The organism is Methylobacterium symbioticum (assembly GCF_902141845.1).
GTDB classification, from domain to species: domain Bacteria; phylum Pseudomonadota; class Alphaproteobacteria; order Rhizobiales; family Beijerinckiaceae; genus Methylobacterium; species Methylobacterium symbioticum.
On sequence record NZ_CABFPH010000005.1, the window covers coordinates 101,011 to 123,079 of the forward strand.

Sequence of the window (22,069 nt, forward strand, 5' to 3'; positions counted from 1 at the left end):
CGGCCGGGGCGGACCCCGATCGAGAATCGCGTCTCTCACAAGACAACGGTCAGGTGAAGATTTCGCCTCTTCCATGGCGGCGCCGTGTAGAAATCGGTACGATTCGAGGGCGGAGTTCGGCTTGGCCGGGCGTCACCGTCCTTGCAACCGTGATCGGATACAGGCCGCTGCCCTGCGACGACCCGCGCAGTGCCGCGATGCCCGTGACAGACACCGCCCCGCGACCGAGCCGTGCTATCGAAGGCCGTGATCTCATCGTCGCAGGAGGCGACCATGCACGGCGAGGCCGAATCCGTCGCGATTCGGATGTGGCGCGACCGCGTCCAGGTCCGGGAGCAGGAGCGGAACGAGGCGCTCGCCCGCGCCCGGATCGCGGAGGAGAAGGTCGCCCTGCTCAAGGCGGAGACCGACCGGCTCGAAGCCGAGGTCGCCCGCCTGCGCGCCCTGCTCGATCCCGGCGAGAGCCAGGCGCGGGCCGAGACCGAGGCGCAGATGGACGCGCTGCGGCGGGCGCTTCTGCCGATGCTGGCCGGTTCCGAGACCTGACCCTGCGGCCGGGAGGGCGGAGGTCGCCCGGCCTCAGGCTGGCATGTCGAGGCCGCGCTCCACGGCCGGCAAGGCGGCGATCAGGTCGCGGAGGAAGGCCTGCACGGCGTGGGGCAGGCGCCGGTCGCGCATCGTCTGAACCTCGATCCCGCGCATCAGGCTGGTCTTCGCCCGCACCGGAACCTGGACCAGTTCTCCGAGGCGTACCGGCGTCTGCACGGTGAGGGCCGACATCAGCGCGAGCCCCTTCGTGCGCCGCACGAAGGGGAGAAGCGTCGAGAGGATGTTCGAGGTGAGGACCGGCTCGACCATGACGTTCTCGGCGTAGCAGGCCGCCTCGAGAACGAGGCGGGCGGTGGTGTCCCGCGTCGGGAGAGCGAGCGGGTAGGCGGTCAGGTCCGCGAGCTGAATCAGCGGTGCTCCGGCGAGCGGATGGTCCGGTGCGCACACGCCGATCATCTCGACTTCCGCCTGATAGGCCACCGCGACAGGCACGTTCGAGGCCATCGAGAAGGTGACGCCGATATCGGCCTCTCCGGCGGCGACGACCTGCGTCACCCGCGCCGGCGGCAGCATCGTCACCTCGAAGCGGATGCCGGGGTAGCGGGCATGGAAATCCGCGATGACGTTTGGCACCAGGTCGAGCGCGAAGCCCTCCGAGCAGGCGATCCGGATCAGCCCGCGGGCGAGACCGTGCAATTCGCGGATCTCCGTCGCCACCTGATCGGCTCGCAGGAGCACGTGGTGGGCATGCTGGGCGAGCAACTCGCCCGCCGGACTGGGCACCATCCCGCGCGGCCGGCGCTCGAAGAGGACGCAGTCGAGCTGGGCTTCGAGGTTGGCGATCTGCCGGCTGATCGCCGAGGCCGCGACGTTCAGCTGCCCGGAGGCCGCCGCGATCGAGCCGGTGCGTGCCACGGCGAGGAAATAGCGCAGGCTGGTCGTCTGCATCGAGCGCCTTACCGATCTGCCTTGCCCGAACGGCAATGATGAGATCGCCAAATTCTACTTGTTGCGATCGATCCTGCACAACATCCTGGCAGGGCGAAAAAAGCGGCAAGAGCGGAACCAGAGGGGTTCGCGCAGGGCCATGCTTCGGAGGCGGATCGGACATGCTGAGACAGACGCTCGCGGCTTTTCTCCTCACCGCATCCGCCTTGCCCGCTCTTGCCGGGAAGGCCAACGACACTCTGATCTACGCCTCCGACAGCGAGCCGGAGAATGTCAGCCCCTACCACAACAGCGCGCGCGAGGGCGTGATTCTCGCCCGCAACGCCTGGGACACGCTGATCTACCGCGACCCGGCGAGCGGCGAATACAAGCCGATGCTGGCCACCGCCTGGACCTGGATCGATCCGGTCACCCTGGACCTGACGATTCGCGAGGGCGTGACCTTCCACAACGGCGACCCGCTCTCGCCCGAGGACGTGGCCTTCACCTTCAACTACGTGCTGACGCCCGAAGCCCGTACGGTCACAAAGGGCAATGTCGATTGGATGAAGTCGACTGAGGTGACCGGTCCTCACACGGTCCGCATCCACCTCAAGGCGCCGTTCCCAGCCGCGCTCGAATACCTCGCCGGGCCGACGCCGATCTTCCCGGCCGCCTATTTCAAGAAGGTGGGGCTCGACGGCTTCGCCAAGGCGCCGGTCGGCACCGGGCCCTACAAGATCGTCAGCGTCGACAGCGGCCGCGGCGTCAAGCTTGCCCGGTTCGAGCAGTACTGGACCGGCAGCCCGATCGCGAAGCCGAAGATCGGCAAGGTCGAGTTCCGCGTCATCCCGGACGGCGACAGCCGCATGGCCGAGCTCGTCACCGGCGGCATCGACTGGATCTGGCGCGTGCCGAGCGACCAGGCCGACCAGCTGAAGAGCGCGCCGGGCGTCACCGTGCTCTCGGCCGAGACCATGCGCGTCGGCTTCCTGCAATTCGACGTCATGGGCCGGGCGATGGAGAAGTCGCCCCTCAAGGATCCGCGGGTGCGGCAGGCGATCTCCTACGCCATCGATCGCAAGGCGATGGTCGACAACATCGTGCGCGGCGGCTCGCGGGTGATGAACGCGACCTGCTTCATCGGCCAGGTCGGCTGCGTCGACACCGGTGTGACGCGCTACGCTTACGACCCCGCCAAGGCGAAGGCGCTGCTCAAGGAGGCGGGCTATCCGGACGGCTTCGAGATCGACCTCGCCGCCTATCGCGAGCGCGACTACGCCGAGGCCGTGATCGGCTACCTGCGTGCGGTCGGTATCAAGGCGCGGCTGAACTATCTGCGCTACGCCGCCTTCCGCGACGCGCTGCGGGCCGGCAAGGTCTCGATCGGCTTCCAGACCTGGGGCTCCTTCTCGATCAACGACGTCTCGGCCTTCACGGGCGTCTATTTCCGCGGCGGCGAGGAGGATCTCACCAAGGATCCGCAGGTGATCGCGGCGCTGCAGGCGGGCGATACCGGCATCGATCCGGAGGCGCGCAAGGCGAAATACAACGAGGCGCTGAAGCGCATCGCGGCCGAGGCCTATGCCCTGCCGATGTTCTCCTATCCCTCGAACTACGCCTTCAGCCAGGATCTGAACTTCACCGCGCAGCCCGACGAGGTGCCGCGCTTCTACGCGGCCTCCTGGAAGTGAGGCGGCCATGCTGAGTTTCGCGCTCCGGCGCATCCTCGTGGCGCTCGCGGTGGCGGTGACCGTCTCGGTGGCGAGCTTCATGCTGCTCCACCTGTCCGGGGATCTCGCCACCGCCATCGCCGGGCCCGAGGCCACCGGCGAGCAGATCGCCGCGATCCGCGTGCAGCACGGGCTGGACCAGCCGCTTCTGGCCCAGTTCGTCGCCTGGGCCGGAAAGGCGCTCCAGCTCGATTTCGGCAACTCGTTCTACTTCCGTGAACGGGTCTCCGACCTGATCCTGGCGCGTCTGCCCGTCACCCTGACCCTCGGCGTGGTGGCGCTCTGCGTCGCGCTGTTCGTGGCGATCCCCCTCGGCGTGCTCGCCGCGGTCCGCCGCGACACCTGGGTCGACCGGCTGGCTCTCGCGGTATCGGTCCTCGGCCAGGCGATGCCGAGCTTCTGGTTCGGCCTCACCCTGATCATGGTGTTCGCGGTGAACCTGCGCTGGCTGCCGGTCTCGGGGAATGCCACCTGGAAGCACTTCGTGCTGCCCGCCGTGGCGCTCGGCTACTACGCCATGCCCGCGGTGATGCGCCTGACCCGCAACGGCATGCTGGAGGTGCTGGCCTCGGACTATGTCCGCACGGCCCGCGCCAAGGGTCTGCCGCCGCGCAAGGTCCTGATCCGCCACGCGCTCCGCAACGCCGTGATCCCGGTGATCGCGCTCGCTGCCGTCCAGTTCGGCTTCATGCTCGGCGGCTCGATCGTGATCGAGGCGGTGTTCTCCCTCCAGGGACTCGGGCAGCTCGCCTGGGAATCCATCGCCCGCAACGACTTCCCCGTGGTGCAGGCCATCGTGCTCGTCCTGGCGATGATCTACATCGCCCTGACGCTGGCGGCGGACCTGCTCAACGCCCTCCTCGATCCCCGCCTGCGCTCATGAGCCTCCAGCCGATCCTCCCCCCGGCCGCTCCCGGCCTCGCGCCCGCCGCGCCGGTGACGGCGCAGCCCGCTCCAGAGGCGAGCAAGCTCGCCCCGGCCCGCTCGCCCACGATGATCGCGCTGCGGCGCGGCCTCAGCCATGGCGGCTTCCTGATCGGCGCCTCCGTGCTCGGCCTGATCGTCCTGGCGGCTCTGGCCGCCCCGCTGATCGCGCCGCACGATCCCTATGCTCAGGACGTGTCCCGCCGCCTGATCCCGCCGGTCTGGCACGCCAAGGGCAGCTGGGAGCACGTGCTCGGCACGGACAAGCTCGGGCGCGACTATCTGAGCCGCCTCATCTACGGCAGCCAGATCTCGCTGCTGATCGGCCTCTCGGCGGCGCTGATCTCGGGGGTGATCGGCACCACGCTGGGCATCCTCGCCGGCTATTTCGGCGGGCGCGTCGATGCGTTGGTCAGCTACGTCGTCACCACGCGGCTCGCGATGCCCGTGGTGCTGGTGGCGCTCGCCATGGCCTCGCTGGTCGGCGGCTCGCTGAAGGTCGTGGTGCTGGTTCTCGGCCTGTTGCTCTGGGACCGCTTCGCGGTGGTGACCCGCGCCGCGACCCGGCAGATCCGCGGCCAGGATTTCGTGGCGGCGGCCCGCGCCTCTGGCTTCGGCACGGCGCGGATCCTGGTCCAGGAGATCCTGCCCAACATCCTGAACGCGCTGATCGTGGTGGCCACGCTGGAGATGGCCCACGCCATCCTGCTCGAAGCCGCTCTGTCCTTCCTCGGCCTCGGCGTGCAGCCGCCGCTGCCCTCCTGGGGCCTGATGATCGCCGAGGGCAAACCGTACATGTTCTTCCAGCCCTGGGTGATCACCATTCCCGGCGTCGCCCTTCTCGTCCTCGTGCTGGGCATCAACCTGTTGGGCGACGGCGTGCGCGACATCACGGCCCCGGAAGGCCGCAACTGATCCCGGAATCCTGAAGCCTCTCGGAACCTTCGAGCCTCCCATGTCCAGACACGACGCCGTCGCGCGCGCGGCCGCCCATTTCGACGACGGCAGCTTCCTCGCCGCCCTCCAGGATGCGGTCGGCCTTCCCACCGAGAGCCAGGCCCCGGGCCAGGTGCCGGCGCTCACCGCCTACCTCACCGACTTCATCGAGCCGGCGATCGCGCGGCTCGGCTTCACGTCCCGCCTCCTCGACAACCCGAACGGGATCCACGGGCCCTTCCTGATCGCCGAGCGCCACGAGGGCGACGACCTGCCGACCGTGCTGATCTACGGGCACGGCGACACCGTGCGGAACTATCCCGAGCAGTGGCGCGAGGGGCTGCACCCCCTGCGCGTCGTGGTCGAGGGCGAGCGCTGGTACGGCCGCGGCACCGCCGACAACAAGGGCCAGCACGTCATCAATCTCGGCGCGCTGGAAGCCGTGATGCGGGCCCGCGGCGGCAGCCTCGGCTTCAACGCCAAGCTGCTCATCGAGATGGGCGAGGAATCGGGCTCGCCCGGCCTGCGCGAGGTCTGCCGGGCCGAGGCCGCGGCGCTGAAGGCCGATGTCCTGATCGCCTCGGACGGGCCGCGGGTGAAGGCCGAGCGTCCGACCGTCTTCCTCGGCTCGCGCGGCGGCTATAATTTCGAACTCGTGGTGGACCTGCGCGAGGGCGGCCATCATTCGGGCAACTGGGGCGGCCTCCTGCGCAATCCCGGCACCGTGCTGGCGAGCGCCATCGCGAGCCTCGTCGACGGGCGCGGCCGGATCCTGGTCGACGCCCTGCGCCCGCCGCCGATCCCCGACGGCGTGCGCGCGGCGCTCAGCGACATCACCGTCGGCGAGGATCCGAACGCGCCGGCGATCGACGCGGATTGGGGCGAGCCCGGCCTGAGCCCGGCCGAGCGGGTATTCGGCTGGAACGCCCTCGAAGTCCTGGCCTTCAAATGCGGCGATCCGGAAGGCCCGCTCAACGCGGTTCCGCCCTCGGCCAAGGCGACGTTGCAATTGCGCTTCGTCGTCGGCACCGACTGGCAGAACCTGCTGCCGGCGATCCGCGCGCATCTCGACGCGCAGGGCTTCCCGATGGTGGCGGTGCGGCCCTGCCGGACGGAGGTGTTCCGCGCCACGCGCCTGCCGGTGGAAGACCCTTGGGTCTCCTGGGCGCTCGGCTCGATCGAGACGACCACGGGCAAGCGCCCGGCGCTGCTGCCGAATCTCGGCGGTTCGCTGCCCAACGACGCCTTCTCGGAGATCCTCGGCCTGCCGACCCTCTGGGTGCCCCACTCCTATCCCGCCTGCTCGCAGCACGCCCCCGACGAGCACCTGCTCGGGCCGTCCACCCGCGAGGCGCTCGCGCTGATGGCCGGCCTGTTCTGGGACCTCGGCGAGACGGGGCCGGCGGTGATCGCCCGCCGGGCGAGCCGGAACGCCTGACCAGGGAGCCAGAGACCATGTCCGAGCCCGTCGTCCGCATCCGCAACCTCTGCCTGGCGCTGCCGAAGGGCGCGGACCGGCCGCACGCCGTCGAGGACCTTTCCCTCGACCTCCTGCCGGGGAAGATCCTCTGCGTCGTCGGCGAATCGGGATCGGGCAAGTCGATGAGCGCCTACGCGCTCACCGGCCTGCTGCCGCGCGTGTTGCGGGTCGCCGGCGGCCGGATCGAGTTCGAGGGCCGGGACCTGCTCGCCCTCGACGAGCGCGGCTGGCGCCAGCTCCGCGGCCGGCGCATCGCCATGATCTTCCAGGAGCCGATGACGGCCCTGAACCCGGTGATGCGCATCGGCGACCAGATCGCCGAGATGTTCGAGGCGCACGACCTCCTGACGCCGGCCGAGCGCCGGGCCCGGGCGGTGGAGCTCGCCCGCGAGGTCGGGCTGCCCGAGCCGGAGCAGATCGTGCGGGCCTATCCGCACCAGCTCTCGGGCGGGCAGCGGCAGCGCGCCATGATCGCCATGGCGCTTGCCCTCGAGCCCTCCGTGCTGGTGGCCGACGAGCCGACCACCGCGCTCGACGTCACCACCCAGGCCCAGATCCTCAAGCTGATCCGCGAGCTGCAGCAGCGGCGCGGCATGAGCGTGCTGTTCATCACGCACGATTTCGGCGTGGTCGCCGACATCGCGGACCACGTCGCCGTGCTCCAGCGCGGCACGCTCGTCGAGGCCGGGACCGCCGAGGCGGTGCTGAGGAATCCGCAGCACCCCTACACCAAGGCGCTGCTCGCCGCAGTGCCGAGCCTCGCGCCCCCGGAGCGCGCGCCGCTCGACGGGCAGCCCGTGGCGCTCCAGGCGATCGGGCTGACCAAGACCTACACCACCCGCACCGGCCTGATGGGCAAGCCGCGGGTCGTCGCGGCGGTGAAGGAGGTGGCGTTCGACCTGCGCCGCGGCGAGACCCTCGGCCTCGTCGGCGAATCGGGCTCCGGCAAATCGACCACGGCGCGGCTCGCGATCCGCCTGATCGAGCCGGATCTCGGCACGGTCCGTCTCGGCACCCTCGATTTCACCCGCCTGGGCCAGGCCGCGCTGCGGGCGGAGCGGCGGCGGATCCAGATGATCTTCCAGGACCCCTTCGCCTCGCTCAACCCGCGGCGCACGGTGGAGCAGATCATCACGGCGGGGCCGATCGCGCACGGCACGCCGGCCCGGGAGGCCCGCGCCCGCGCCCGCGAGCTGCTCGAACTGGTGGGCCTGCAGCCGAGCGCCGCCGAGCGCTACCCGAACGCCTTCTCGGGCGGCCAGCGCCAGCGCATCGGCATCGCGCGGGCGCTCGCCATGGAACCCGACGTGCTCGTCGCCGACGAGGCGGTCTCGGCGCTCGACGTCTCGGTCCAGGCCCAGGTCCTCGCCCTCCTGGAGGACCTGAAGAACCGCCTCGGCATCGCGATGCTGTTCATCACCCACGACCTGCGCGTGGCCGCCACCATCTGCGACCGCATCGCGGTGATGCGCCGGGGCGAGATCGTCGAGACGCGCCGGACCGCCGACCTGTTCCGCGAGCCGGCGCATCCCTACACCCGGAGCCTCCTGGCCGCTGTCCCGGGGATGCAGGCGCAGACGGCCTGAAACCGAGCCGGGATCAGTACGGAGGCACCGTCCGCGTGCTCGGGATCGGCGCCTCCATGCGGAAATGCAGCCCCTCGGGCCGGTAGTCGAAGGTGATCTCGGCCTGGCACTGCACTTTCAGCACCCGCTCCAGCAGGGTCGAGCCGAAGCCCTTGCGCGTGGGCGGCCGCACGGAGGGGCCGCCCTGCTCGGTCCAGTCGAGCAGGAGGGCGCGGTCCGGTCCCGTGTGCCGCACGTCCCAGGTCACCGCGATCCGGCCCTGCGGCACGGAGAGCGCGCCGTGCTTGGCGGCATTCGTCGTCAGTTCGTGGATCGCCATGCCGGTCGGAACGGCGAGGTCGGCTACCAACTCGATCCGCGGCCCGTCGAGGCGCACGCGCGTCCCGTCCGCATCGTTGTAGGGGCCGAGCTCGTTCTCCAGCATCTCGCGCAGCTGGGCCTGCTGCCAGTAATCCTCGGTCAGGAGGTTGTGGGTCTTGGCCAGCGAGATGATCCGCGCCGAGAAGGCCGCGTAGAACTCGTCGATGTTCGTGGCCGAGCGGGCGGAGGCGCCGAGGAGCCCCTGCACGGTGGCGAGCGTGTTCTTCACGCGGTGATGCAGCTCCCGGATCAGCAGGCTCTGCCGCTCGGCGGTCCGCTCGCGCTCTTCCAGATAGGCCTTGGCCTGGCGCTGCCGGCGCCGCCCGCGCAGGGCGAACCGCACGGCCGTGATCAGGGTCGCCGGATGGAAGGGCCGCTCCAGAAGGCTGACATTGCCCAGCTCCTCGGTCAGGCGGGGATCCGGCCGCGTCCCCCGAAGCGTCAGCAGGATGAACGGGAAGTCCGACCAGGGCGGCTGGCGCGTGATCCAGTCGGCCAGGACCTGACGGTCCTCGGCCAGCAGGGCCTCCTCCGTGAGGATGGTGCAGGAGGCGCCGTCGAGACCCGCGACCATCTCGGCGAGGGAGCGGCAGATCCGGGCTGCCACCCGCTCCTCGGCGAGGATCGCGGCTGCGAACTCGGCATCCCCGCCGACCGGCGCCAGGATCAGGACCGGTTCGTCGCTGGCTGTCATCTCTACTCTCGATCCGGCGCGGACGCGGCCACCGACACCGGCCGAGACCAGGGCTCAGTCCGCATCCGCATTGTCCATCCGGCCCCCGCCGCGATGCGCCGACCGGCCCATCGCCGCGCTCACGAGCCGCGCCATCCGCACCGCTCCTATAGCAAGCCCCGTGCGAAGGCGATGCGAGCGTGGTCTCCTGATGTCGCGGCTGCAGCGCGGCCATCTGAGAGCCTGTTTGAGCGGGATCGACGGATCGTCAGGCAGAGACTTGGCTCATCCCGCCCATCCACCTCATCCTCAGGGCGAGGAGGGGATAGGCGTGATCGACACCGCTCGCCCTCAAACAGGCTCTAACCCCTTGTTGTGACGCGCTCACTCGCGCCGAACCGGCATCCACTCCTGCGGCGAGCGCTCGAGGCAACGCTGCAGCCGGCTCAGAAAATCGGTGCGCCGACGAAACTCTGCCGGATCGCGGCTGTTAGTATCCTATGTGAATGGCGCCTTGTCCGGACGCGCCCGAAGTCAGGATTGCCGGACGACCGCAACGATCTCGCGTAAGAATCCGTCCGGGTCTCAGGTCACGAGATCCGTACGTCTTCATCTGCCGTGTGCCGGCGTCTCGGGGACTCCACGCCCATCTTGCCGGCGACCGACGCGCATCCCGGCGAGCGCCGCGCAGACCCGTGCTCGTGACCGTGCAACCTGTTCGAGAGAGGTGTTGCCGATGGGCCAAGCCGTGTGTGAGCGGAGCATTCTCGTCGTCGAGGACGATCGTGCCGTCCGCGACCTGGCAGCCGCGATCCTGGAGGAGACCGAGTTCCGGGTGGTCGAGGCCGAGAGCGGCGAGGCGGCGCTGCATCACCTCAAGCAGCATGCCGAGGAGGTTGTGCTGGTCTTCACCGACATCCGGATCCCGTGCTTCCTCGACGGCGTCGACCTCGCTCAGGCCGTCAGCACACGGTGGCCCTGGATCAAGGTGGTGGTGACCTCCGGCGCGCCGGGCGACCGGGTCGATCATCTCCCCTCTGCCGCCACCTTCCTGCCGAAGCCCTGGAGCGCCCTCGACGTGCTCGTCGCCGCCGAGCAGGCGGCCGGCCAGCCCAGATCCATGTCCGAGACGCGCTGACCGCGAACGACGCCGGGTGCGGGCCCGAGAGATCGGGCGCGGGTTCGCTCACGCCGATCCATGCACGATCGCGATCCGAGGCTCGGCTGCGCCTCAGCATCCGGTCGGAGCACGGGGCGAGAGGACGGCGCGACGGTCACAGGGGTCGCGCCCGTCGCCGCGGACGTACCATCGCCTTTCCCTCGCCCCGGGGCGTCGCGCCGTCAGCGCCTCGCAGAGACATCGAGCGGGAAGCTCAGCTCCGTCGTGCCGTCCTCGGTCAGCACAGCGGGCGGGGGCGGCCCGAACGGCGAGGCCGCCCGCGCGGCTGCGAGGGCGCGCGCATCGATCTGGGCCGAGCCGGAGCTGCGCTCGATCGTGGCATCGCGCAGGGACCCATCGGCGGTGATGCGGAGACGAATCTCGACCCTCCCGGTCCTGTCGGGGATCGCGGTCGAGGCCCGCCCCGCCTCGCCGACCCGGGTGACGACGGTGGCGATCCAGCGTCGCACGGTGGGCGGGACATCCGGCTGGGCCCGGACCGGAACCACGGAGAGCAGAATCAGGCTGAGGCAGGCGCGCGAGAGACGTGAGAGCACAGCAATGAACTCGGGCGTGTGGAGGCCGTGGACGGACGATGCACGGCCGTCTGCCGGAGCATAAGGCGCGCCGGGAAAGGCCGAACCATGTCCAGCCGCAGCAATTGCTCGGCCCCGCGGAGGGAACGTTCGGACGCGTTCGCACGTTGTCACCGGCTAAAGCTTCGCCGAAGCCGGATGACGCGGGTTCAGCCGCAGGCGAGGCAGGATAACCGCCAAGGGAGGCGGAGCCGATGTCGAAGCCGGACACCGAGAGCCGCCACGCCAGCCTCCTCCGCGCCGAACGCGCCGCCGGTGAGGCCTTCGGTTGGCCCGAAGCATCGCTCGGCAGCGTGCGCCGCTCGATCCTGCTGCATCCGACCACGATCGCGGCCGCAACGGCAGCCACGGCCGTCGCGGCGTCGCTCACCTACTTCGTGTGACCGGAAGCGGCGGCGCGGGTCGTCCCGCTGCCGCTCGGCTCAACTGCCCTTCGCAGCGGTCTTCGCGGTCTTTCGGGCAGCCGGCTTCTTCGCAGGGGTCTTGGTCGCCGCGGTCTTCTTGGCTGCCGGCTTGGCAGCGCCGGCCTTGGCCGCGCCGGTACGCCGGCCCCGGGCAGCGCTCTTGCCACCCCCGGCCTCGCGCTTGGCCGTGACGAGGCGGATCGCCTCTTCCAGGGTCAGGGCCTCGGCGCTCGCCGTCTTCGGAAGGGTGGCATTGACCTCGCCGTCGGTGACGTAAGGGCCGTAGCGGCCCGCCTTCACCACGAGCTCACGCCCGCCCTCATCCTTGCCGAGGGAGCGGCCGGGATCCGAGGCGGGACGACCCCGGCCGCCACCTTGCTCCTTGGCCACGATGAGGTCGATGGCGCGGTTGGCGCCGATCTCGAGGACGTCGTCGTCCTTGCCGAGATTCGCGTAGGTCTTGCCATGCTGCACATAGGGCCCGAACCGGCCGAGACTGGCCAGGATCGGCTCACCGGTCTCGGGGTGCCGTGCCACCTCGCGGGGCAACGCCAGGAGACGCAGGGCCTTATCCAAATCGAGGGCGGATGGCGCCAGCCCCTTCGGCAGCGAGGAGCGCTTGGGCTTCTCCGCGCCCTTCTCGGTCGAGGCTTCGCCGAGCTGCACGAAGGGCCCGAAGCGGCCGTCGCGGAGCGTCACCGGCAGGCCGGTCGCGGGATCGTTGCCGAGAACCCGCACGCCCGGTTGCCCGCCCTCCGCCGAGGACCCGTCACCCTCGCCCTCGACGCCGGAGGCTGAGAGCTGACGGGTGTACTTGCATTCCGGGTAGTTCGAGCAGCCGACGAAGGCGCCGAACTTACCGAGCTTGAGCGAGAGCTGACCCGAGCCGCAGGTCGGGCAGGCGCGCGGGTTCGAGCCGTCGCCCTTGTCGGGGAAGATATGGGCGCCGAGCAGCCCGTTCAGCGCCTCCAGCACGTCGGTGACGCGCAGCTCCTTGGTCGAGCCGATGGCGGCAGAAAAGTCGCGCCAGAAGTCGCGCAGCACCGCGCGCCAGTCGATCTCGGCGTTCGAGACGCGGTCGAGCTGCTCCTCGAGGTCAGCCGTGAAATCGTACTCGACATAGCGCTTGAAGAAGCTCTCGAGGAAGCCGGTGACGAGCCTCCCCTTGTCCTCCGGGACGAGCCGCTTCTTCTCGATGCGCACGTATTCGCGGTCGCGCAGGGTCTGCAGGACGGCGGCATAGGTCGAGGGCCGGCCGATGCCGAGTTCCTCCATGCGCTTCACGAGGCTCGCCTCGGAATAGCGCGGCGGCGGCTCGGTGAAATGCTGGGTCGCGGCGATCCGCTCGCGGGTGAGAGGATCGCCCGCCTGCATCGGCGGCAGGCGCTTGCCCTCCTCGTCCTCCTCGTCGTCCTTGCCCTCCTGATAGAGGGTGAGGAAGCCGTCGAACTTCACGACCTGACCGGTGGCGCGAAGGTCCAGCCGCCGCGGGCCGACGCTCGCCTCGACATCGACGGTGGTCCGCTCCAGCTCGGCCGATTCCATCTGGCTCGCCACGGTGCGGGTCCAGATCAGCTCGTAGAGCCGCGCCTGCTCGGGCTCGAGATGCCGGGCGATGTGCTTGGGCAAGCGGCCCATATCGGTCGGGCGCACGGCCTCGTGGGCCTCCTGCGCGTTCTTGGCCTTGGCCGCATAGCGGCGCGGCACGTCCGGCACGTAGGCGTCGCCGAACTCGCGGCCGATCACCGAGCGCGCGTCGCGGATGGCTTCGGGCGCCATGTCGACGCCGTCCGTCCGCATATAGGTGATGATGCCGACGGTCTCGCCGCCGACATCGACGCCCTCGTACAGGCGCTGGGCGACCCGCATGGTCTGCGCAGGCGCCATGCCGAGCTTGCGCGAGGCCTCCTGCTGCAGGGTCGAGGTGGTGAAGGGCGGCTGCGGGTGGCGCTTGGCGGGCTTCGCCTCGACGCTCTTCACCCGGAAGGTGGCGAGTTCGAGGTCGCGCTTGAAGGCGGCGGCCTCGTCGCCGGTGCCGACATCGAGGCGCTGGATGCGCTTGCCGTCGGCGCCGACGAGGCGGGCGTCGAACACGCCGCCTGCCTGCGTCGCCAGGGTCGCGACGATCGACCAGTACTCCCGCGGGCGGAAGGTCTCGATCTCGTACTCGCGCTCGGTGACGAGGCGGAGCGCCACCGACTGCACGCGGCCCGCTGAGCGGGCACCGGGCAGCTTGCGCCACAGGACCGGCGAGAGGTTGAAGCCGACGAGGTAGTCGAGCGCCCGCCGCGCCAGATAGGCGTCGACCAGGGCCTGGTCGATCTCGCGGGGCTTGCGCATCGCCTGCTCGACCGAGGCCTTGGTGATGGCGTTGAAGGTCACGCGCTCGACGGGGATGCCCTTGAGCGCCTTGCGCGCGGCCAGCGCCTCCAGCACGTGCCAGGAGATCGCCTCGCCCTCGCGGTCGGGGTCGGTCGCCAGGATCAGCTTCTCGGCGCCCTTGACCGCCTTGGCGATCTCCGAGACGCGCTTCGAGCCACGATCCTCCAACTCCCAGATCATCTGGAAATCGGCTTCCGGATCGACCGAGCCGTCCTTGGCCGGCAGGTCGCGGATATGGCCGAAGGACGCGATGACCTCGTAGTCGCGACCGAGATACTTGTTGATCGTCTTGGCCTTGGCCGGCGACTCGACGACGACGACTTTCATGAACGGATCAGCCTCTCGACGGAGTCCACCGCGGCGGGTCGGATCGGCGGGCGGGAGCGGATGGCGCGGCTGGACGGCCCGTCGGAGCGGGGCCCGGCGCGGGGCGAGAAGTGGTTCAGCGGGCAGGCGTTGTCAAATCACGGCTCGGACCGCGACCTCAGCCGATCGGCTCGCCGAGCGCCCGGGCCGCCGCCGGTCGGCCGGCCAGACCGGCGAGCCAGCGGGTCATCTCGGGCCGCCCGACGCGCTCGACGGGGAGATGAAGCCAGCGATGCGCGGCGCAGGCGAGGGCGATGTCGGCGATGGAGACGCTGGTCCCGACCACGAAGTCGCGGCCCTTCAGATGCGCGTCGAGGATCGCCGCGAGCGGCTCGGTTCGGGCGAGGGAGGCCTGAACTGCGGCATGATCGCGCTCCGTCGCCGGAGCGCGGTAGAGCTGCCAGAAGGCGTCGCGCATGGCCGGGGTGAAGCTCGTCGCCTGCCAGTCGAGCCACTGGTCGATCCGCGCCGCACCTTGCGGATCGGCCGGCAGGGCGAGCGGGCCCGCGCGCCGCGCGATGTGGCGCAGGATCGCGTTCGATTCCCAGAGCACGAAGCCGTCCTCTTCCAGAGTCGGCACCAGGCCGTTCGGGTTGAGGCGGCGATAGGCCGGATCGTCGACGACGCCGTGGGCGCCTCCGGCCTCGACGCGCTCGTAGGGCAGTCCTGCCTCGTCCAGGGCCCAGACGGCCTTCTGCACGTTCACCGAGTTCAGGCGTCCCCAAAGCCTGCGCATGCCGTCACTCCTTCGGCGGGTAGGGATGCTCCCCGTCCCGCGGATCGGTCACCCGCAGACCGTCATCGGCCTCGCGCAGATAGACCGGGCCGACCGGCACCTTGCCGTAGCCGCCGGGGATGTCGAGCACGTAGAGCGGCTGGGCGAGGCCGGAGAGGCGCCCGCGCAGCTGCCGCATCAGGCCCTGGCCCTCGGGCAGGCCCGTGCGCAGATGGCCGGTGCCCGGGGCGAGATCGCCGTGATGCAGGTAGTAGGGCTTGATCCGGTTCTCCACGAAGGCCCGCATCAGCGCCTCCAGGCTCTCCGGGTCGTCGTTGACGCCGCGCAGGAGCACCGACTGGCTCACCATCGGGATGCCGGCATCGACGAGGCGCGCCGCCGCGGCCCGGGCCGCCGGCGTGAACTCGCGGGCATGGTTGGCGTGCAGCGCCACGAACACCGCCCGGCCGAAGCGCTTCAGGCCGCGCACGAGGTCGTCCGTCACCAGGGCCGGGCTGACCACCGGCACGCGGGTATGGATCCGGAGGACGCGGACGTGCGGGATCTGCGCGAGACGCTCCGCGATGGCGCCGAGCCGTCGCGGCGAGAGGGCGAACGGGTCGCCGCCGGTGAGGATGACCTCCCAGATCCCGGGATCGCCCGCGATATAGGCGAGGGCCGCGTCGAGCTCCGCCTCGCTCAGGGTGCCGAGCCCGTCCGGGCCGACCATCTCGCGCCGGAAGCAGAAGCGGCAATAGACCGGGCAGACGTGCAGCGGCTTCAGCAGCACCCGGTCCGGGTAGCGGTGGACGATGCCGGGCACCGGGGCATGGGCGTCGTCGCCGATCGGATCGGCCCGTTCCTCGGGCGCCGTGACGCTCTCCTCGGCCCGCGGGACGAACTGGCGCGCGATCCGGTCGGCCGGATCGTCTGGGTCGATCAGCTCGGCCATGTCGGGGGTCAGCGAGACGGCATAGCGCGCGGCGACGGCCTCCAGCCCCGGCAGGTCGGCGGGCGCCAGGAGGCCGGCCTCGGCGAGCTCGGCCAGGGTGCGTAAGGGGCGGCTCATCCGGCCACCGGCGTCCATAGGACATCCTCGATGCGTCGGGCGCCGATCGCCAGCATCACCAGCCGATCGAAGCCAAGCGCGCAGCCCGAAGCCTCTGGCATCACAGCCAGCGCACGCAAGAACTCCTCGTCGATCGGATAGGCCTCCCCATAAACCCGCCCCTTCTCCGCCATTTCGGCCTCGAAGCGGCGGCGCTGCTCGGCCGGATCGGTCAGTTCGCCGAAGGCGTTCGCCAGTTCCACCCCACAGGCATACAACTCGAAGCGCTCGGCGACGCGCGGATCGGCCAGGCTCGGGCGGGCGAGTGCGGCTTCGCTCACCGGATACTCGCAGAGGATAGTCGGCCGGCCGAGCCCGAGCCTCGGCTCAACCTTCGCCACGAGGACGCGGCTGAACAGGTCCGCCCAGGTATCGTCCGGGGCGACGCGGAGATCCGTGCGGGCGACTGCCTCCGCCAGGGCGTCGCGATCGGTCGCGCCGTTGCTCGAGACCGTAGCGAGGAGATCGAACCCGGCATAGCGTGAGACCGCCTCGGCCACACTCAGCCGCTCCGGCTCGGCGAAGGGGTCGCAAGAGCGACCGCGCCAGACCAAGCGAGACGTACCGGCCGTCTCGGCGGCGAGGCGTATCAGCGACGCGCAATCCGTCATCAACGCAGTATAGGGAACGCCGACCCGATACCATTCGAGCATCGTGAACTCAGGATGGTGCAGCGGGCCCCGTTCGCGGTTGCGGAACACCCGCGCGAGGCTGAACAGGTGCGTCTCGCCGGCGGCGAGCAGCGTCTTGCAGGCGAATTCTGGTGAGGTGTGCAGGTAGAGCGGGCTGCGCGCGCCATCCGGCCCGATCGCCTCTGTGCCGAAGGCCGAGAGATGCGCCTCATTGCCTGGGGAGATCTGCAGGTAGGCGGTCTCTGCCTCGACAAAGCCAGAGGCAGCGAAATATGCGCGCATGGCTGCCGTGATCCGGTTGCGCGCGAGAAGGCCTGCGCGGCGGTCGGCGTGTCGGGCAGGAGCCCACCAAGGAGAATCTGCGTCTGTCGGCACGGTTTTGACCCGGCGGCTGGCAACGAGACCGCAGATGGGATAGTGGCGGGGCCAGCCGTGGCTCCCGCGAGGCTCGACCGCGCTTGGCGCGCGGGCACCGCCTTGTCAAATTCAGGACCTATCCCGTGAAGGTGATCGCCTCAACACTCCGCAAGGGCAACGTCGTCGAGAAGGATGGCAAGCTCTACGTCATCCTGTTCGCGGAGAACATCCATCCCGGCAAGGGTACACCGGTAACGCAGCTCGATATGCGCCGCATCACCGACGGTGTGAAAGTGTCCGAGCGCTACCGCACCACCGAGCAGGTCGAGCGCGCCTTCGTCGAGGATCGCGAGCACACCTTCCTCTACCAAGACAGCGAGGGGTTCCACTTCATGAACCCCGAGAATTACGAGCAGGTAGCGGTGCCAGAGGATGTGATCGGCGATTCCGCCCCCTATCTGCAGGAGGGCATGGCCGTGATGCTGTCGATCCACAACAGCACGCCGCTTACGATTGAGCTGCCCCAGCGCGTGGTCTTGGAGGTTGCTGAAACCGAGCCGGTGCTGAAGGGGCAGACCGCTTCATCTTCTTACAAGCCGGCCGTGCTCTCGAACGGCGTACGCACCACCGTGCCGCCGCATATCGCTGCCGGCACCCGCGTCGTGATCATGACGGCCGATGGCTCCTACGTGGAGCGCGCTAAGGACTGATACAGAACTGGCATGCGGGGAAGCTCACGGAGCTACCCGCGTGCCCTCCGCAGCCTCGTAGCAAGCTTGTGATAGGGCTTGCGCCGTTAGGCGTTGCTCCACGGTGAAGCCGCCATCAGGGCGCCAGAGACTCCCGCTGCGCAGGCGCTCCATCGTGCAACGCGCTGCGATTTGGCAGGACCTTTGCTCACCGCCCGTACGCATACAGTTCTGCACGTATTCTGCTCGGAAACTCGCTTCGCCCGCTCGCGGATGCGGACCTGCGAGCATCGCGAGACCGGTAAGCAATCCGAGCAACACGGGTTGATGGATCAGGTAGATCGCCAGGCTGTGCCGCCCGGCCGAGGTCGCCCACCGCGCGAGCTTACCGTGCGGCTGCCAGTGCCCGAAGCGTGAGCGTGTGAGCGCCGGCAGTCCGATCCGACCGGCGCAGATCCCTGCAAGCACCAACCCGAACCAGGGGAAGAGCGGCACGTAGTCATTCGTGCGCGGCGTGTCGATGCCGAGTCCGAGGAAAAGGAGTGCGGGCGCGTCGAGGATTTCGGCATGCACCAGATGAGGCGCTGCCAGAACCAGGGCCGCGCAGGCCGCGCTCACCCAGATCGGCAAAAATAGAAAGGGCAGGCCGAGCACGCTCGCAGCGGCGATGCAGTGCAGAACGCCGAAGAAAATGAAGCTGTCGGGGAAGGCGAACCAGGTCGCCCCGGTAATCGCAGCCGCTGCCACCACGATGCGCAGAAGCCGGAAGAGGGTCGATCGCGGATCGATGCCACGTCCATTCTTTAGGACGAGGCCGATCCCGACAAGGAACAGGAAACTGCCGGCAATGACGTGGGCTGCGGTGCGGCCGAAAGAGCTTAGGGCATAATTCTCCGGCGTCAGACGTAGGAAGCCTAGGTCCCAGGAGGTGTGGTACGCCATCATCGCGAGGATTGCACCGGCGCGAACCGCATCAATGATGGGCAGACGAGGCGTTGGCCGGTGGTTACCCGACGGGTAAGGCGCCTGCGAAGAATTTGCGGAGATCATGAGCACGCCATACCCGGCCAAGGTGCTCCGAGGCCACCATAGACGCGGCCTTCCGCCACTCCCGCAAACGTGAACGTGTTCGAATCAGCCTCTTCTTGACCCGGACTGCAACCCAAAAAATAGCCGCGGATCACACACCTGAGCCGGATCGCGTACCCTCCGAGCGCCCTGTTGCAGGTCTGCCGCCGCTGGCGATCTTGCGTCGCAACGAGGCATCCTGACGGCCAAATGGGCTTCCGCGGAATCAGGACTTCGTTAATCCTGTTCCGGAAGCGCAGCATGCGATTCGGTGTGGGTTGCTTATCGTGATGTCTGATGAATTCGGATCCGGGTCGGGGGGCCCCAGGTCGGCGGAGGACGTCAGCGGCACGTTCCAGCGAGATGCGACGGAGCCGGGACTCGATCTCGTTGAGGTCGCAGGCCGCATCAAATGGTTCGACATTGCCAAGGGATTCGGCTTCATCGTGCCCGATGACGGCACCGCAGACGTGCTCCTGCACATCACCTGCCTGCGCCGCGACGGCTATCAGAGCGCCAACGAGGGTGCTCGCATTGTGGTCGAGGCAGTGCAGCGCGCCCGCGGCTGGCAGGCGTTTCGCGTGATCTCCCTGGATGCATCGAGCGCCATCCATCCGTCCGAGTTGCCGATGCCGCGGACCCATGTCAGCGTGGCGCCGACGAGCGGCCTGGAACAGGCCGTTGTGAAGTGGTTCAACCGCCTCCGCGGTTTTGGCTTTCTCACCCGTGGCGATGGGACGCCGGACATCTTCGTGCATATGGAGACTTTGCGGCGGTATGGGATTGCAGAGTTGAAGCCTGGGGAGACCGTGCTCGTGCGCTACGGCGACGGCTCCAAGGGAGCCATGGCGGCGGAAGTCCGTTTGCCCGACGGGACGCTCCCGTCCTCCCACTGAAGGTCTCCCCCGTGTTGCGTAGCTTCCGGGCGCTCGCGCCTCTCGTCCTCACGTTGGCCGCGTCTGCGCCTGCCTGGATTGCCGTTCCCGCCGCCGCTCAGGAGAGCGCTAGAATCGAGCCGCTCAGCATCCAGGCGAAATCAGGGATGCATCGGTTCTCCGTCGAAGTGATGCGCACCGATGCCGACCGATCCCGCGGCCTGATGTACCGGCGCAGCATGGCGGCCGATCACGGCATGCTGTTCGACTTCGAACGCACGGAGCCGGTCTCGATGTGGATGAAGAACACCTACCTGTCTCTGGACATGCTCTTCATCCGCGCGGACGGGTTGATCGCGCGGATCGCTGCCGAGACCGAACCGCTGTCGACCGCGATCATTCCATCGGGCGAGCCGGTCCTCGCCGTGCTGGAGCTCAACGCCGGCACGGCAGCCAGGCTCGGCCTGCGCACCGGCGACCGCGTGGAGCACCCACTCTTCCGAAAGGGCCGTTAACGGGCGAACGGGCCGCTGCCATCCCATGAACGCACCAAGAACGAGGCGCTTGACGAGAATCTCGTTCCGGGCCAATGTTCCTTAAATGTTCCGACCGAGGCAACGCGTCCAGAAGCGACGCGAGGGCCAGGCGGGAGGCAAGGATGGCCATGATCGACAGCTGCGCGGCCCCGACATTCCGAAATGATGAGTGGTCTCTGTCCGAGGACGGGTTGGAGCATCGTAACGGCTACTTCATCGGCCGTGAGCTTCTCGGCGCGCGGCGCGACGAGAACCTATGGGATTGGCCACTGCAGATGGCCGAGAAGCGCTGGTGCCGTCCGAGCCAGTTCCGTGAGGCGTTCTTCGCCGCCCTTGATCGTTTCGGTCTGGAGCGCGACGAAGGGCTTCGTCGGTCCTTCGCGCTGGGATTCGGCATCCGGGCCGGGCAGGGGGTAGGAGAGGGCTTCCAAGTCCTCGGCGATCTGCTGCGGCCTGCGGCCCGCGTCGAGGTGGGGAATGGTCAGCCCGAGCGTCGCGTCGCCCGCTTCGCGGTCCGCGCCTGAACCCTCTTCCGATCCGGCGGCACGCGCCTGATCGTATTGCCCCTTGCACGGTGGTAGGCGGCGGATCTTGTCTGCACCTTTGGTGTTCAATGAATAAGGGCGGATGCCACATTCGGCACCCGCCCTTCAATGTAAGGTTTGAGCTTCAGACTAGATCAGAAGATCTTTAGAAGCCGCCAAACTTATAGTTGAAGCCCGCACGAATCAGGTGACCCTCGGTGTTGAAACGCGAGGTGTACGAACCGGTCGCAGCGGTGAAGGTAGCGCCCGTCGCCGGGTTGATGCTGTTGACCAGCACATTCCGGCTGCCGAGATCGTAGCGGACATATTCCGCCTTCAGGGTGATGGCTTCGGACTTAATACCGAGATACCGGCCGACGCTGAGGAAGTTCAGGAAGCTATCGGTCGGCACGGCATACTCGATGCCGCCACCATAGGCGAAGCCGGTCTCCAGATCGCTGTAGCGGCCGGCATAGGCGACCGGGAAGCCTGCGCCGTTCCCGCGGAAATTCGCGTCATAGAATACGTTGCCGTAGGCGAAGCCGCCCATCCCGTAAACGAGCACGCGATCGAACGCGTAGCCGACGCGACCGGTGACGAGGCCGAGCCAATCGACGCTCTGCCGATAGGTGCTCACGTCGTTGAGCGGGCTCACATAGCTGCGGCCACGGGTCAGGTCCGTCCAAGTCCACGAGGCCTCAACGCCCACGACGAAGCCCGAGCCGGGCGTGAACTGGTAATTGTAGCCGAAGCCACCGCCGATCTTCCCGATCTTGTCAGTCTCGGTGCTGAAGACCCCGATGCGACGGCCGGAGGCGACGTTCGCGACAGTGTTGGTGTTCGTGGGGCCAATCAGCGGGCCCGCGCCGGGGCCATTGTTGCCGCGCGTGATGATCGCTCCGTTGTCGGTGATCCCGTAGGAGGTATGCGTGCCGGCGTAGAATCCCGTCCAGGTGAACACAGGAACCGGGGTGAAGACCGGCGGCGGCTCGGCACGGCGCGGGAGATCGGCCGCGGAGGCCGCGCCTGCGACGAGGGCCGACGCGGCGCTCGCGAGGAGGAACTTCTTGATCATGTGTGGCGTGCCCGCAATGTCCTGTTCTTGTCGCCAAGCTAAACTTGGCTGATAGCCTCGACTATGCCCGAACTGCCACAGTGTCGCCGGAAAGCTCCGGAGTCTCGGCCGCGCTTTGCCTCGATCCGCCACCTGCTCGGGCGCGACGGCCCTTGATCAAAGGACGGCGACCCTCTAAGCGGTCCGCGCTTTTCGCCCAGGGTCTGACCCAGCGCGGGCGGCGACGGCCGGTGCATTCGAGAGCGATCGAGAGCGCAGGTCTCTACTCTCATCCGGCGCGAGATGCGCCGCGGCCTCTTTCGTAGGATCGTACAGCGATGGCCAAGGAAAAATTTTCGCGTTCGAAGCCGCACTGCAACATTGGCACGATTGGCCACGTTGACCACGGCAAGACGTCGCTGACGGCGGCGATCAC

At 68.8% G+C, this 22,069-nt stretch carries 22 protein-coding genes; 13 read left to right on the forward strand and 9 right to left on the reverse strand.

Features of this window, described 5'->3' with window-relative positions:
- Positions 1 to 273: 273 nt before the first annotated feature.
- Positions 274 to 546 (forward strand): hypothetical protein, encoded by a 273-nt coding sequence (locus tag MET9862_RS03530; protein ID WP_142581727.1) that lies wholly within the window; start codon positions 274 to 276, stop codon positions 544 to 546.
- 33 nt (positions 547 to 579) lie between these two features.
- Here MET9862_RS03530 and MET9862_RS03535 read toward each other — a convergent pair whose 3' ends face one another.
- The gene (locus MET9862_RS03535; RefSeq protein WP_142581728.1) at positions 580 to 1,497 is read right to left on the reverse strand and encodes a LysR family transcriptional regulator; all 918 of its coding nucleotides are present in this window, start codon (positions 1,495 to 1,497) and stop codon (positions 580 to 582) included.
- A gap of 161 nt (positions 1,498 to 1,658) precedes the next feature.
- On the opposite strand from MET9862_RS03535, the gene MET9862_RS03540 reads away from it, so the two are divergent.
- From MET9862_RS03540 to MET9862_RS03560, 5 genes are read left to right on the forward strand one after another with little or no spacing between them, the layout of a single operon-like run.
- On the forward strand, positions 1,659 to 3,170 hold the full coding sequence (locus MET9862_RS03540; protein ID WP_142581729.1) for an ABC transporter substrate-binding protein: 1,512 nt from the start codon (positions 1,659 to 1,661) through the stop codon (positions 3,168 to 3,170).
- A 7-nt stretch (positions 3,171 to 3,177) separates the two neighbouring features.
- Positions 3,178 to 4,092: an ABC transporter permease gene (locus MET9862_RS03545; RefSeq protein ID WP_142581730.1), complete on the forward strand. Its 915-nt coding sequence runs from the start codon at positions 3,178 to 3,180 to the stop codon at positions 4,090 to 4,092.
- Positions 4,089 to 5,048 carry an ABC transporter permease gene (locus tag MET9862_RS03550; RefSeq protein WP_142581731.1) on the forward strand — a complete coding sequence of 320 codons (960 nt, stop codon included), beginning with the start codon at positions 4,089 to 4,091 and terminating at the stop codon, positions 5,046 to 5,048. The genes MET9862_RS03545 and MET9862_RS03550 overlap by 4 nt, the downstream gene beginning before the upstream one ends.
- A gap of 40 nt (positions 5,049 to 5,088) precedes the next feature.
- Positions 5,089 to 6,507 (forward strand): M20 family metallopeptidase, encoded by a 1,419-nt coding sequence (locus MET9862_RS03555; protein ID WP_142581732.1) that lies wholly within the window; start codon positions 5,089 to 5,091, stop codon positions 6,505 to 6,507.
- Between the two features lie 17 nt (positions 6,508 to 6,524).
- Positions 6,525 to 8,135: an ABC transporter ATP-binding protein gene (locus tag MET9862_RS03560; RefSeq protein ID WP_142581733.1), complete on the forward strand. Its 1,611-nt coding sequence runs from the start codon at positions 6,525 to 6,527 to the stop codon at positions 8,133 to 8,135.
- A gap of 13 nt (positions 8,136 to 8,148) precedes the next feature.
- On the opposite strand, the gene MET9862_RS03565 is transcribed toward MET9862_RS03560, so the two are convergent.
- A complete protein-coding gene (locus MET9862_RS03565; protein ID WP_142581734.1) occupies positions 8,149 to 9,189 on the reverse strand; it encodes a sensor histidine kinase in 1,041 nt (346 codons plus the stop codon).
- 715 nt (positions 9,190 to 9,904) lie between these two features.
- Between MET9862_RS03565 and MET9862_RS03570 the strand changes: the two genes are divergently transcribed.
- Complete coding sequence (locus tag MET9862_RS03570) at positions 9,905 to 10,306, forward strand: response regulator (protein WP_142581735.1); 402 nt, start codon at positions 9,905 to 9,907, stop codon at positions 10,304 to 10,306.
- A gap of 203 nt (positions 10,307 to 10,509) precedes the next feature.
- Here the strand turns inward: MET9862_RS03570 and MET9862_RS03575 are convergent, their stop codons facing one another.
- Complete coding sequence (locus tag MET9862_RS03575) at positions 10,510 to 10,884, reverse strand: TonB family protein (protein WP_185156737.1); 375 nt, start codon at positions 10,882 to 10,884, stop codon at positions 10,510 to 10,512.
- 233 nt (positions 10,885 to 11,117) lie between these two features.
- On the opposite strand from MET9862_RS03575, the gene MET9862_RS03580 reads away from it, so the two are divergent.
- The gene (locus MET9862_RS03580) at positions 11,118 to 11,306 is read left to right on the forward strand and encodes a hypothetical protein (RefSeq protein ID WP_142581737.1); all 189 of its coding nucleotides are present in this window, start codon (positions 11,118 to 11,120) and stop codon (positions 11,304 to 11,306) included.
- A gap of 39 nt (positions 11,307 to 11,345) precedes the next feature.
- Here the strand turns inward: MET9862_RS03580 and topA are convergent, their stop codons facing one another.
- From topA to epmA, 4 genes are all read right to left on the reverse strand, one after another.
- Positions 11,346 to 14,036 carry a type I DNA topoisomerase gene (gene topA / locus MET9862_RS03585; protein WP_142581738.1) on the reverse strand — a complete coding sequence of 897 codons (2,691 nt, stop codon included), beginning with the start codon at positions 14,034 to 14,036 and terminating at the stop codon, positions 11,346 to 11,348.
- Between the two features lie 157 nt (positions 14,037 to 14,193).
- Positions 14,194 to 14,811 carry a glutathione S-transferase family protein gene (locus MET9862_RS03590; protein WP_142581739.1) on the reverse strand — a complete coding sequence of 206 codons (618 nt, stop codon included), beginning with the start codon at positions 14,809 to 14,811 and terminating at the stop codon, positions 14,194 to 14,196.
- Positions 14,812 to 14,815: 4 nt separating this feature from the next.
- Positions 14,816 to 15,859 carry a lysine-2,3-aminomutase-like protein gene (locus MET9862_RS03595; protein ID WP_142581740.1) on the reverse strand — a complete coding sequence of 348 codons (1,044 nt, stop codon included), beginning with the start codon at positions 15,857 to 15,859 and terminating at the stop codon, positions 14,816 to 14,818.
- Positions 15,856 to 16,905, reverse strand: coding sequence for an EF-P lysine aminoacylase EpmA (gene epmA / locus MET9862_RS03600; RefSeq protein ID WP_142581741.1), 1,050 nt, complete (start codon positions 16,903 to 16,905; stop codon positions 15,856 to 15,858). The genes MET9862_RS03595 and epmA overlap by 4 nt, the downstream gene beginning before the upstream one ends.
- Positions 16,906 to 17,030: 125 nt before the next feature.
- Between epmA and efp the strand changes: the two genes are divergently transcribed.
- Positions 17,031 to 17,597 (forward strand): elongation factor P, encoded by a 567-nt coding sequence (efp, locus tag MET9862_RS03605; protein WP_142581742.1) that lies wholly within the window; start codon positions 17,031 to 17,033, stop codon positions 17,595 to 17,597.
- Between the two features lie 24 nt (positions 17,598 to 17,621).
- Here the strand turns inward: efp and MET9862_RS03610 are convergent, their stop codons facing one another.
- Entirely contained in the window at positions 17,622 to 18,626 is a 1,005-nt protein-coding gene (locus tag MET9862_RS03610; RefSeq protein WP_142581754.1) for an acetyltransferase domain-containing protein, read from the reverse strand.
- Positions 18,627 to 18,934: 308 nt separating this feature from the next.
- Here MET9862_RS03610 and MET9862_RS03615 point away from each other — a divergent pair, with 308 nt between their 5' ends.
- The 3 genes from MET9862_RS03615 (at position 18,935) to MET9862_RS03625 (ending at position 20,579) form a co-directional block, all read left to right on the forward strand.
- Complete coding sequence (locus MET9862_RS03615; RefSeq protein ID WP_142581743.1) at positions 18,935 to 19,540, forward strand: cold-shock protein; 606 nt, start codon at positions 18,935 to 18,937, stop codon at positions 19,538 to 19,540.
- On the forward strand, positions 19,537 to 20,034 hold the full coding sequence (locus MET9862_RS03620) for a DUF192 domain-containing protein (protein ID WP_438616591.1): 498 nt from the start codon (positions 19,537 to 19,539) through the stop codon (positions 20,032 to 20,034). Before MET9862_RS03615 ends, MET9862_RS03620 begins: the two co-directional genes overlap by 4 nt.
- Before the next feature lie 143 nt (positions 20,035 to 20,177).
- Positions 20,178 to 20,579 (forward strand): hypothetical protein, encoded by a 402-nt coding sequence (locus tag MET9862_RS03625; RefSeq protein WP_185156738.1) that lies wholly within the window; start codon positions 20,178 to 20,180, stop codon positions 20,577 to 20,579.
- Between the two features lie 166 nt (positions 20,580 to 20,745).
- Here the strand turns inward: MET9862_RS03625 and MET9862_RS03630 are convergent, their stop codons facing one another.
- Positions 20,746 to 21,654, reverse strand: a complete 909-nt coding sequence (locus MET9862_RS03630; RefSeq protein ID WP_142581744.1) for an outer membrane protein — start codon at positions 21,652 to 21,654, stop codon at positions 20,746 to 20,748.
- Positions 21,655 to 21,971: 317 nt separating this feature from the next.
- On the opposite strand from MET9862_RS03630, the gene MET9862_RS03635 reads away from it, so the two are divergent.
- Positions 21,972 to 22,069 (forward strand): GTP-binding protein (locus tag MET9862_RS03635; RefSeq protein WP_244612547.1); only part of this gene is annotated, 98 nt, incomplete at its 3' end.

Excerpts from the sequence above, each read along its gene's own strand:
- MET9862_RS03530 (WP_142581727.1), top strand. The coding sequence starts at position 274 with ATGCACGGCGAGGCCGAATCCGTCGCGATTCGGATGTGGCGCGACCGC.
- MET9862_RS03535 (WP_142581728.1), bottom strand. The coding sequence starts at position 1,497 with ATGCAGACGACCAGCCTGCGCTATTTCCTCGCCGTGGCACGCACCGGC.
- MET9862_RS03540 (WP_142581729.1), top strand. The coding sequence starts at position 1,659 with ATGCTGAGACAGACGCTCGCGGCTTTTCTCCTCACCGCATCCGCCTTG.
- MET9862_RS03545 (WP_142581730.1), top strand. The coding sequence starts at position 3,178 with ATGCTGAGTTTCGCGCTCCGGCGCATCCTCGTGGCGCTCGCGGTGGCG.
- MET9862_RS03550 (WP_142581731.1), top strand. The coding sequence starts at position 4,089 with ATGAGCCTCCAGCCGATCCTCCCCCCGGCCGCTCCCGGCCTCGCGCCC.
- MET9862_RS03555 (WP_142581732.1), top strand. The coding sequence starts at position 5,089 with ATGTCCAGACACGACGCCGTCGCGCGCGCGGCCGCCCATTTCGACGAC.
- MET9862_RS03560 (WP_142581733.1), top strand. The coding sequence starts at position 6,525 with ATGTCCGAGCCCGTCGTCCGCATCCGCAACCTCTGCCTGGCGCTGCCG.
- MET9862_RS03565 (WP_142581734.1), bottom strand. The coding sequence starts at position 9,189 with ATGACAGCCAGCGACGAACCGGTCCTGATCCTGGCGCCGGTCGGCGGG.
- MET9862_RS03570 (WP_142581735.1), top strand. The coding sequence starts at position 9,905 with ATGGGCCAAGCCGTGTGTGAGCGGAGCATTCTCGTCGTCGAGGACGAT.
- MET9862_RS03580 (WP_142581737.1), top strand. The coding sequence starts at position 11,118 with ATGTCGAAGCCGGACACCGAGAGCCGCCACGCCAGCCTCCTCCGCGCC.
- topA (WP_142581738.1), bottom strand. The coding sequence starts at position 14,036 with ATGAAAGTCGTCGTCGTCGAGTCGCCGGCCAAGGCCAAGACGATCAAC.
- MET9862_RS03590 (WP_142581739.1), bottom strand. The coding sequence starts at position 14,811 with ATGCGCAGGCTTTGGGGACGCCTGAACTCGGTGAACGTGCAGAAGGCC.
- MET9862_RS03595 (WP_142581740.1), bottom strand. The coding sequence starts at position 15,859 with ATGAGCCGCCCCTTACGCACCCTGGCCGAGCTCGCCGAGGCCGGCCTC.
- MET9862_RS03610 (WP_142581754.1), bottom strand. The coding sequence starts at position 18,626 with ATGATCTCCGCAAATTCTTCGCAGGCGCCTTACCCGTCGGGTAACCAC.
- MET9862_RS03615 (WP_142581743.1), top strand. The coding sequence starts at position 18,935 with ATGTCTGATGAATTCGGATCCGGGTCGGGGGGCCCCAGGTCGGCGGAG.
- MET9862_RS03625 (WP_185156738.1), top strand. The coding sequence starts at position 20,178 with ATGGCCATGATCGACAGCTGCGCGGCCCCGACATTCCGAAATGATGAG.
- MET9862_RS03630 (WP_142581744.1), bottom strand. The coding sequence starts at position 21,654 with ATGATCAAGAAGTTCCTCCTCGCGAGCGCCGCGTCGGCCCTCGTCGCA.